Here is an 8553-nt window from a genome sequence, read left to right on the forward strand (position 1 = left end):
CCTCGATCTGGAGGCGAGCTTCGAGGCCGGGATCGAGACGATCCTGGACGGCCTGAGCGCGTCGGCGGATCTGACCGGGAAGGGGTGACCTGCCGGTCTCCGCCAAGCCGTGCAGGTCCTCGACCCCTCAACCCCGCCATCACTCTCAGCGATGGGTCGGGCACGGATTCGATAAATTGAAGGGAGCGACCGCGCCGGCCGGCGGCATCGGTCAAGCGTGAGGAGCGGAGCACCGATGAGCATTCAGCGGGAGATGGCACTGGTCGCGCTGCTCGACGACATCACCGCGGTGGCCGCCGCCACCGACGACCTGGAAGAAGCGGCCCGCGCGACTCTGAGTGCGGTGTGCGAGGTGACCGGCTGGCCGCTGGGGCACCTGGGTGTGCCGGCTCCCGACGGGGAGGCGTTCGTCTCCTCCGGCATCTGGGTCGGGCCGATCGAGGACTTCCCGATGTTGCGCCAGATCGCCGCCGCCACCCGCTTCATCGCGGGCACCGGCGTCATCGGTCAGGTCGCGGCCACCGGCCAGTCGGTCTGGTCCCGTGATCTGACCGTCGACCCGCTGGCCCGGCACCTGCTGCAGGGCCGCGATCCCGGGGTACGGGCGGCCTTCGCCTTCCCGGTCATCGCGGTCGACGGGGTGGCGGCGGTGCTGCAGTTCTTCTCCCGGCAGGTCCTCCCGCGCGATGAGCCGCTGCTGCGGGTGATGGCCGCCATCGGCTACCAGCTGGGACGGGTGGCCGATCGCCGTAAGCTCCACACCGCCGTCCAAGCCGGCCGGGACCGGCTGCGGCAGATCGTCGACGCCTCCGTGGAGGGCTTCATCTCCACGGACGCCGCCGGGCACATCACCGAGTGGAACAGCGCCGCCGAGCGCATGTTCGGCCGTTCCCGCCAGCAGATGCTGGGCCGGCTGGTGCACGAGACGATCGTGCCGGAGCGCTACCGCAGAGCCGACGAGGCCGGCCGGGCCCGATTCCTGGCCACGGGGCAGTCGAACGTGCTGGGCCGCAGATTGGAGCTGGCCGGGGCCGGTGCCGACGGCAGTGAGTTCCCCATCGAGATCGTGGTGTGGGCCACCCGCGAGGCGGACACGTGGTCCTTTCACGCGTTCGTCCACGACATCACCGAGCGCCGCCGCGCCGAGCAGGCGCTGCGCCAGGCCTATGAGGCCGAGCAGCAGACCGTCGCCCGGCTGAAGGAACTGGACGCGGCCAAGGACGCCTTCATCGCCACCATCTCCCATGAGCTGCGCACTCCGTTGACCACCCTGACCGGCTACCTGGAGATCTTCAGTGACGCCGACACGGGCTCCTTCGACGTCGGCCAGATCCGGATGCTGGAGGCGATGACGCGTAACGCGGCCCGGCTGCAGAACCTGGTGGAGGATCTGCTGGCGGTCAGCGCCCTGGCAGCCGGTGAGCTGACCGTGAGGCCGGCCCCGGTGCCGGTGCGCCAGGTCCTGGAGGAGGCGGTGCGCACCGCCAGCGCCCAGGCCCGCAGCAGCGGTCACCTCATCGAGGTGGAGATCGATGCCGGTGTGCAGTCGGTCACCGCCGATCGTGACCTGCTGGTGCGGGCGATCAGCGCGCTGCTGTCGAATGCGGTCAAGTACTCGCCCATCGACACACCGATCGCTGTGCGCGCCTCGGCGCAGGACGGGCAGGCGGTGATCACGGTCGTCGACCACGGTGTCGGCATCGAGGCCGAGGAGCTGCCACGCGTGTTCGAGCGCTTCTACCGTGCCCCGTACGCCTATGACAACGCCATCCAGGGCGTCGGGCTGGGACTGTGGCTGGTCAAGACGATCGTCGAGGCCCACGGCGGCACCGTCACGGCCGCCAGCACTCCGGGGCAGGGCTCCACCTTCACCCTGCGCGTCCCGGTTGCACAAGGTGAAGGCGGAGCTTGATCTCCACCGCAGCCCCGCGGGGCCCGGCAGAGCCGATGTCCCGGCTTGGCGGAAGACGGGACAAGCCGGGGACATCGGCGAGGGCGGACACGGAACCGGACAGTGTCAGGACAGCAGGGCCTGACCGATCCATCCCCCTTCCGCGCAGCCCGGCGGGATGGCGAACACGGCCGAGCCGATCGGTGTCGTCCACTCGTTCAGCAGGTCCGCCTCGGCCAGGCGTCTCTGGACCGGGGTGAACTGCCGGGCGATGTCGGCCTGGTAGGAGGCGAACAGCAGCCCCGAGTCGGCGTGCCCGTCGGCGGACAGGTCGTCGTCGTAGTTGTAGACCCGGCGGAAGATCCGCAGAGCCGGGTCGGCGACGTGGGCTCTGCGGATGTGGGCCTGGTCGGCGATGACGGGGAACCCCGCGGGGGTGAGCGCGGCGAAGTCCGGCTCGTCGTGCTCCTTTCTCCCGGTGAGCGGGGCGCCGGTGTCCAGGCGGCGGCCGACCGCGAACTCCCTGCCCGTCCGGTCGACGGCGTCCCAGGTCTCCAGCTCCGCCCGGATGCGCCGCAGCACCAGCGTGGTGCCGCCGCGCATCCCGGGCGGGCCTCCGGATATCCATACGGCCCGATCGAAGTCCGGGGTTCCGGGCCGCGGGTTGACGGTCCCGTCCAGTTGGCCCATGACGTTGTGCTGGGTCAGTCCGGGCGTCTGGACGTGCGGCGGGCGGCGGAATCCGCGCTGGATCCAGCGCACCCGGGCGAAGGCGCGGGCGTCCTTGACCGTCATGCGCAGCGCGTGCGCCACGGTCAGGGCGTCGTCGGCGCAGATCTGCAGCAGCAGGTCCCCGCCGTTCCACCGTTCCTGGAGCTTGTCGATGGAGAAGTCCGGCAGGGGTGCCACCGATTCGGGTCTCAGGCGCTCGATCTTCGCCGCGGCGAACAGACCGGGGCCGAAGCCGAAGGTGACGGTCAGCCGGGCCGGGAGCACGGCCAGTTCCGGTTCGGTGTCGGCGAGCGCGGGGACGCCCTGGGTCAGGCGGTAGGCGTCGTCGCTCAGCAGCCGCATCATCCGCGCGATCGCCTCGCGGTCGGTTCCGGGGTTCAGGTCCAGGCCGACGAAAGCGGCGTGGGTCTGCGGCGGCGTGGCGATGCCCGCCTGGTGGACGCCGTGGAAGGGTTCGACGGCGGTGCCGCCGGCAGCCTCGGCGGGGGTGACCGCGGAGACGTCCTGCCCGCGCGCGGTGCCGTTCCGGAACGCGGGGGCCTGTTCAGGTGAGCACGCCGCCGCGGCCGTGACCACCGTGCCCACGGCCGCGGTGGCGCCCGCGGTGAGCAGTCCCCGGCGGCTGATACGGGATCCGGCCGTCACCGGTCGCCCTCGCCGGTGTGCCCGTCCTTGTCGTCGCCCATGTCCATGCCGGGCTGGTAGTCCTCCTTGGCACCGGCGAACTCCTTGCCGACGGCGGTGAACTCCAGGGTCGAACCGTCCTTGAGGGTGAGGGTGAAGGCGACCTGTGCGCCGGGCTTCACCTCTTCGGTGACGCCCATCAGCATGATGTGGTCGCCGCCGGGCTGCAGAGGGTGGGTGCCGCGCGCCGGGACGGTGAAGCCGCCCTCCTTCGGGCGCATGACCATCTTGCCGCCGGAGTCGACGACCTCGTGCAGCTCGATCTCCGGCGACAGCGGGGAGGCGCCGGAGACGACGACCACGTCGGTGTCGGTGTTGTTGACCAGCGTGCCGAAGGCGGCGGTCATGCCCTTCTTGGTGGTCTTCACCCAGGGGTCGGTGATCGTCAGCGGGGACGAGGCGGCGGAGGCCGACGGGGCGGGCGCGGCCGCCGCGGATGCGGTGCCGGTGGACGCGGTGCCGGCGGGTGCGGCCGAGGTGGTGGGCTGGGAGGCGCATGCGGTGAGCGCGACCGCGGCGGCCAGCAGGGCGGCGGCGGAACGGGTACGGCGAGAAAGCACGCTGAAAGGCCTTTCTGGTGGTACGGCAGGCCGCTGCGGAAGGAGGGGCCGTGCCGGAAGTGAGGTCACACAGGTCGAATTCGCCGGGTCACGACGACGGCGGCCCCGGCGGCGGGCATGCACAGGCCCGCGACGATGCGAAAGCGGCCTTCGGCGATCGGGATGTTCAGCCGAAGGCGGCGTCGACCTGGCGGGGAGGACCGCGCCTGGGCACGGCGTGACGCAACCGGACCGAGTGCCACACCCGGGGCCCGGCCGCGGGCGGGACGAAGGACGGCACCGGCTCCGGGAGGGAACGCACCAGGAGAAGGCGGCTCAGCCGCAGCGGCAGCCGCCGCAGCAGCGCCCACAGCACCGCCTCACCGCGGGCCAGCCACAGCGCGGTCAGCGCGACCGCCCAGCCGTGCATGACCACCATGCCCAGGCCGGGCACGAGCCCTCCGTGGACGTGCTCTGCGGCCTGGCCGGTGAGCGTGGCCGCGGGCGCCGCATGCGTCAGGGAGAACAAGACATGGAGCGCGACCTGCAGGCCTGCCAGGAGCGGCAGGATCACCACCGTCGAGCGCTCGCGTCCCGCCGCCGCCAGCGCCGCGGCGAAGGTCAGCACCGCTCCGCCTGCGGCGCTCCACGCGCAGACGGGCCCTCCGGCCAGCACGTGGGCCGACACGCTCAAGCCCAGGCAGACCGCGGTGAAGGCGGCGGCGCGAGCCAGGCGGAAGAACGGGGAGGCGGACATCTCGCGATCATCATCGCACACGGGGCCGCCGCCCCGGCCGCCAGCCCGGCATGGTGCCGTGTTCGGAGAAACCCGGCGCGGCCGGGTGGGAACCGCCGGGCCCGTTACAGCTCGGGGCCCGCCTTCACCACGACCTTCCAGCGTGAGTTCGAGGTGCCGCGCCCCGGCTCACCTCGCGTCGACCGCGGCGCCGGCCTCACCGAACACTTCGCTCTCCACGGCGGCGAGGAAGTCTCCGGGGAAGCCGAGGGTGAAGTCGGTTGAGGCCTCCAGATGCCGTACGGCCTCCGGCAGTGTCAGTCCCGCGGCGCCGAGGCTGTCCCTGCGCGGGTCGGCGGTGCGGCCCCCAGGCGGGGGCGTCGGAGCGGACCGGCATCGGCACTGGTCGTCGTGCTGTCGGGCTATCTCACGCTGCCGATGCCGGTGGCCGGATCGCTCGGTGACCTGTCCGGGCGCCGCCGGGTGTTCGCCGCCGGTGACCGCAAGGACCGGAACGAGGGGCCGGAGCCCGCCCCGACCCGCATCCAGGGCACTAGCGCTGAGCTCGTGTGAGCGGTCTGACGGTTCCCCTGGCCATCACCTTCGTGTGCTCGTCACGCTCGCGGGCCAGCCGGGGCGCCCATACTGGTTCCCCCCGGTCGGCGCCCGCGGGCTCCTGGCGGTAGAAGATGTCGATGTCGACCTCTTCGCCACCCATGACCAGGGTGTCCCACGCGCCGCTGGCGACCAGGGTGCGCAGGGTCTCACCGGAGAGCTTGCCGAGGTGGGCGCGGAGGGAGGTGTCGTCGGGCAGGCCGGTGACGCGCTGCGCCAGGCGGCTCCGGACACGCCGCAGTCGCTCCATGAGCACCTCGACGTCGGCGTCCCGCGTCACCTGCGCGTCCTCGTCCTCTCCCTCACCCGCGAGGGCCGTGGCGATGTCGTCCTTGATGGCTCTGGTGACGCCGTGCTCATCGGTGGTGACCATCGCCTGCCAGGCACGGCTCTTGTGCCGGTACTGGAGCATCGCCATGGCCGCCTCGTGCCGGATGAAGTCCGCATCGCGCAGGGGTTGCCCGCGCCATGCCCGGCTGAGCGAGCGGGCCAGCGAGATGGCCGAGGCCAACCCGCTGTTGAGGCCACGGCCCGGCCAGAAGTGGATGGCGTTGGCCGCGTCGCCGAGCAGGAAGCCGTAGATGCCCGGCGTGGACGCGGTCGGCGCGTGCAGGCGCGCGGTGAACCGCGGCCGCTGCACCATGTCGAGCCGGAAAGCGGTGACGGCGCTCAGGTCGCTCTCCCGCACGCCGAACATGACCAGCCCGTCCCTGACCCGCCGCCACAGGGCCGAGCCCCTGAGCAGAGCGGGCAGGAACAGCGTGCCGTGGGTGGAGCAGTGGAACTCGCCGTGGTCGTTGCGTCCCATCATGCAGGGGCTGGCGGCGACGCACTGCTCGAAGACATGACGGACGGGATCGATCCCGATGACCTCCATCGCCTCCTCGTCGGTGAGACGCATGTTGAGGAAGCCCTCGCCGTCCAGGGCGTTCAGCAGGAAACGGTTCTGGGCCACGGTCAGCAGGACGCTCATGGCATCGGGCAGGCCGGACCTCACCCGCAGTCCCAGCACGACGTCCTGCAGGTGCCGGCCGTTCAGGGAGTAGATGGAGCTGTCCGCGGTGCCGAACTTGCCGGTGAAGTGCTCCCGCGTGCGCGACCGCCCGCCTTCGCAGATGGCCAGCACGTGCTCCTGTTTCACGCTCTCGCCGTGCTCCTCGGGCGAGAAGCGGGCGGGGACGAGCCGGATGCGCCCGGGCTTGTCGTTGGCCAGTTCCAGCAGCCTGTCCTCGATGGCGGCGATGCGGAGGTTACGCGGTGCGTGGCCGCGGATGGAGTCCGGGCCGGCGGGCCACATCTCGGAGTACGCCCCAGGGGTGAACAGCCGCTCCTGCACCGGTCCGGGGAGATTCAGGTACTGGCGGCTCTGGACCGTGACGACCTGCTGGCGGCGGACGTTGCCCTCGGCCTGCCCCTTCCACACGATCCGCGAGTCCTTCTCCGTCCAGCGCCCGTCGTAGACGGTGACGGCGACCCGCGGGCCCATGAGGTCCTCCAGGAGGAGCGCGAAGCTCAGTCCGACGGGACCGCCGCCCGAGACCGACACCCTCAGGACCGGAAGCGACGGGTCGAGGAGCGTGGCGGCCTCGTCAGGGGCCTCGTCACGGACCTCGTCAGCCGTCTCGGCGGCCGCCAGGAAGCGGAAGCGCTCCTCGCCGATCATGATCAGGTCGCCTGGCTGGAGCACGTGCGATGTCACGCGCACGCCGTTGACCAGTGTTCCGTTCCGGCTGCCCAGGTCGTGCAGGACGTAGCGCCCGCCCTCGTGCCGCACTTCCGCGTGGCAGCGTGAAGCGCGTCTGCTGGCGATCACCACGCTGGAGCCGGACCTGCGGCCGAAGGTGATGGGCGTGTCGCCGAGTGCGAAGCGTTGACCGGAGAGCGGGCCTTCGTCTCCGACGATGACAGGGGCCATGGGTCTCATCGTGGGCGAACGTGCCCAGCCGTACCGCGGAAAAATACGCACACGGCCCCAGCCGGAGAGCGATCTTGTGCCATGCCGGCTCAGCGGGCCCCGGCATGCCGAAGGAGGGGGCGGGATATCTTTCCTGCGGTGCCTCGAACCGCGTGACCGGAGGAGTCGATGCTGAGATGACGGCAGGACGACCGATGCCCACACAGGACGACGTGCTCGGGTACTTCGACACGCTGTCGAACTGGGGACGGTGGGGCGACGACGACGAGCTCGGCACTCTCAACCACATCACCGACGACGTCCGGCTGGCGGCGGCGCGGGCCGTGCGCCACGGCAGGAGCGTGTCGTGCGCCTGGGAGGTCGCCGTACCGCAGGACATGGAGCGGTCGACGACGACGTGCCCGTGCGCCGCCGACATGCCGGGTGCCGAGGACATGCCGGTGCCCGGATTCCGCAACGACCGCCGCTGGGGTTTCTCGTCCGAGCGGCTCGGCGTCGCCTTCCACGGCAACACCCTCACCCATCTCGACTCACCGTGCCACATCTTCTGGGACGGCACGATGTACAACGGGCGGTCGCACTCGCTGGTCGACGCCGCGACGGGATCGGCGTGGGCGGCCGTCACGGCGGCGGCGAACGGGATCATCACGCGTGGTGTCCTGCTGGACATCGCGAGCGTGCGGGGTGTGCCGTGGCTGGAACCGGGGCAGGGGGTGTTTCCCGACGATCTCGAAGAGGCCGAGCGCCGCCAGGGTGTGCGAGTGCGATCCGGCGATGCGGTACTCCTGCGGACCGGCTACGGCCGCGTCCGGCACGAGACCGGTGCGGTCAGCGGTTTCACGCAGGCCGGATGGCACGCGTCCTGCCTGCCGTGGCTGCGTGAGCGGGAGGTCGCGCTGATCGGCGCCGACACCCCCCAGGACGTTCAGCCGTCGGGGTATGAGGACGTGTTGATGCCGGTTCACGCCGTGAGCCTCGTCGCGATGGGTCTGTGGATGCTCGACAACTGCGACCTGGAGGCGTGCGCGACGACGGCTGCCGAGCTCGGCCAGTGGGACTTCCACCTCGCCGTCGCGCCGGTCCGCTTCGCCGGCACGTCCGGCAGCCCGGTCAACCCGATCGCCACGTTCTGACCGCGGTTCACAAGGAGGCGCGACGTCCTGAGGGACCCGAGACCCCGCACCGCCCGATCACCCCGTCAGCGGTCAAGCCGGATCGCCAGCTGAGTCCGCCAGCGAGTCTTCATCGGTTCGGTCCGCGGGTCCGTGCGGTACAGCTCATAGCGGCAGCCGAACCGGTCACCGGCGGGGTCCGGCGCGCAGTCCATCGTCAGGTCGTTGCCACGGATCCATTCCAGGAGCGTGCGGGTGGCCCGCCGCCCGTGACCCGGGTTCCGCAGTTGGTAGTCACACGTGAGCCCGGAATTGAAGGTTGACCTGGG

Annotated in this window: 8 protein-coding genes; 3 read left to right on the forward strand and 5 right to left on the reverse strand. The window is 71.4% G+C overall.

Annotated features, from left to right (window positions below):
• The first annotated feature begins 235 nt into the window (after positions 1-235).
• Positions 236-1912: a sensor histidine kinase gene (locus IEZ08_RS38545; protein WP_189244202.1), complete on the forward strand. Its 1677-nt coding sequence runs from the start codon at positions 236-238 to the stop codon at positions 1910-1912.
• A gap of 105 nt (positions 1913-2017) precedes the next feature.
• Here IEZ08_RS38545 and IEZ08_RS38550 read toward each other — a convergent pair whose 3' ends face one another.
• From IEZ08_RS38550 to IEZ08_RS38560, 3 genes are all read right to left on the reverse strand, one after another.
• Positions 2018-3268 carry a Dyp-type peroxidase gene (locus IEZ08_RS38550; protein ID WP_068923163.1) on the reverse strand — a complete coding sequence of 417 codons (1251 nt, stop codon included), beginning with the start codon at positions 3266-3268 and terminating at the stop codon, positions 2018-2020.
• On the reverse strand, positions 3265-3867 hold the full coding sequence (locus IEZ08_RS38555; RefSeq protein ID WP_068923162.1) for a copper chaperone PCu(A)C: 603 nt from the start codon (positions 3865-3867) through the stop codon (positions 3265-3267). The genes IEZ08_RS38550 and IEZ08_RS38555 overlap by 4 nt, the downstream gene beginning before the upstream one ends.
• 166 nt (positions 3868-4033) lie before the next feature.
• Positions 4034-4603 (reverse strand): hypothetical protein, encoded by a 570-nt coding sequence (locus IEZ08_RS38560; RefSeq protein WP_068923161.1) that lies wholly within the window; start codon positions 4601-4603, stop codon positions 4034-4036.
• Positions 4604-4993: 390 nt separating this feature from the next.
• Between IEZ08_RS38560 and IEZ08_RS38565 the strand changes: the two genes are divergently transcribed.
• Complete coding sequence (locus tag IEZ08_RS38565; RefSeq protein WP_176728472.1) at positions 4994-5155, forward strand: hypothetical protein; 162 nt, start codon at positions 4994-4996, stop codon at positions 5153-5155.
• Here the strand turns inward: IEZ08_RS38565 and IEZ08_RS38570 are convergent.
• Positions 5136-7112, reverse strand: a complete 1977-nt coding sequence (locus IEZ08_RS38570; RefSeq protein WP_189244203.1) for an FHA domain-containing protein — start codon at positions 7110-7112, stop codon at positions 5136-5138. The two genes, IEZ08_RS38565 and IEZ08_RS38570, sit on opposite strands and share 20 nt — an antisense overlap.
• 194 nt (positions 7113-7306) lie before the next feature.
• On the opposite strand from IEZ08_RS38570, the gene IEZ08_RS38575 reads away from it, so the two are divergent.
• Complete coding sequence (locus tag IEZ08_RS38575; RefSeq protein WP_068923159.1) at positions 7307-8245, forward strand: cyclase family protein; 939 nt, start codon at positions 7307-7309, stop codon at positions 8243-8245.
• Between the two features lie 65 nt (positions 8246-8310).
• Here the strand turns inward: IEZ08_RS38575 and IEZ08_RS40130 are convergent.
• A partial coding sequence (locus tag IEZ08_RS40130) for a hypothetical protein (RefSeq protein WP_373294404.1) occupies positions 8311-8553 on the reverse strand: 243 nt, incomplete at its 5' end.

Origin of the sequence: Planobispora rosea (assembly GCF_014648175.1) — a bacterium.
GTDB lineage: Bacteria > Actinomycetota > Actinomycetes > Streptosporangiales > Streptosporangiaceae > Planobispora > Planobispora rosea.

Excerpts from the sequence above, each read along its gene's own strand:
- IEZ08_RS38545 (WP_189244202.1), top strand. The coding sequence starts at position 236 with ATGAGCATTCAGCGGGAGATGGCACTGGTCGCGCTGCTCGACGACATC.
- IEZ08_RS38560 (WP_068923161.1), bottom strand. The coding sequence starts at position 4,603 with ATGTCCGCCTCCCCGTTCTTCCGCCTGGCTCGCGCCGCCGCCTTCACC.
- IEZ08_RS38570 (WP_189244203.1), bottom strand. The coding sequence starts at position 7,112 with ATGGCCCCTGTCATCGTCGGAGACGAAGGCCCGCTCTCCGGTCAACGC.
- IEZ08_RS38575 (WP_068923159.1), top strand. The coding sequence starts at position 7,307 with ATGCCCACACAGGACGACGTGCTCGGGTACTTCGACACGCTGTCGAAC.